This window comes from Paenibacillus arenosi (assembly GCF_014841135.1).
Lineage (GTDB): Bacteria > Bacillota > Bacilli > Paenibacillales > Paenibacillaceae > Paenibacillus_B > Paenibacillus_B arenosi.
The window spans coordinates 1-1,164 of sequence record NZ_JACYTN010000049.1 but is presented as its reverse complement, the minus strand read 5'-3'; the positions used below and the strand labels follow the sequence as shown (position 1 = coordinate 1,164).

1 rRNA gene (only partly in view) is annotated in these 1,164 nt (G+C 51.7%); it reads right to left on the bottom strand.

From position 1 onward, the window contains the following. Positions 1–1,164 (bottom strand): 23S ribosomal RNA (locus tag IFO66_RS23560) (its annotated part extends 1,415 nt beyond the left edge of the window); the annotation flags it as partial.

Sequence of the window (1,164 nt, the reverse complement as noted above, 5' to 3'; positions counted from 1 at the left end):
AATGATGTGCGGATTTGCCTACACATCAGCCTCACTGCTTGGACGAACATCCATCAGTTCGCGTCCCTATCCTTCTGTGTCACCCCATTGCTCATAACGGTTTACGGTGGTACAGGAATTTCAACCTGTTGTCCTTCGACTACGCCTTTCGGCCTCGCCTTAGGTCCCGACTTACCCTGGGCGGACGAACCTTCCCCAGGAACCCTTAGGCTTTCGGCGGACATGATTCTCACATGTCTTTTCGTTACTCATACCGGCATTCTCACTTGTGTACAGTCCAGCAGTCCTTACGATCTACCTTCAACCCGGTACACAACGCTCCCCTACCACTGAAACATAGTTTCAATCCATAGCTTCGGCAATATGTTTAGCCCCGTTACATTTTCGGCGCAGAGTCACTCGACCAGTGAGCTATTACGCACTCTTTAAATGGTGGCTGCTTCTAAGCCAACATCCTGGTTGTCTGTGCAACTCCACATCCTTTCCCACTTAACATATATTTAGGGGCCTTAGCTGATGGTCTGGGCTGTTTCCCTCTTGACAATGGATCTTAGCACTCACTGTCTGACTCCCGGACATAAGTCGATGGCATTCGGAGTTTGACTGAACTTGGTAACCCTTGGCGGGCCCCGCATCCAATCAGTGCTCTACCTCCATGACTCTTTATTCCGAGGCTAGCCCTAAAGCTATTTCGGGGAGAACCAGCTATCTCCGAGTTCGATTGGAATTTCTCCGCTACCCCCACCTCATCCCCGCATTTTTCAACATGCGTGGGTTCGGGCCTCCAGTGCGTGTTACCGCACCTTCACCCTGGACAGGGGTAGATCACACGGTTTCGGGTCTACGTCTACGTACTATGTCGCCCTATTCAGACTCGCTTTCGCTTCGGCTACGGCTTTTCACCTTAACCTTGCACGTAAACGTAACTCGCCGGTTCATTCTACAAAAGGCACGCCATCACCCATAGAAAGGGCTCTGACTTCTTGTAAGCACACGGTTTCAGGTTCTATTTCACTCCCCTTCCGGGGTGCTTTTCACCTTTCCCTCACGGTACTGCTTCACTATCGGTCGCCAGGTAGTATTTAGCCTTAGCAGATGGTCCTGCCAGATTCCCACGGGGTTTCACGTGACCCGCGGTACTCGGGGTTGGTCTCGGAGAGCAGT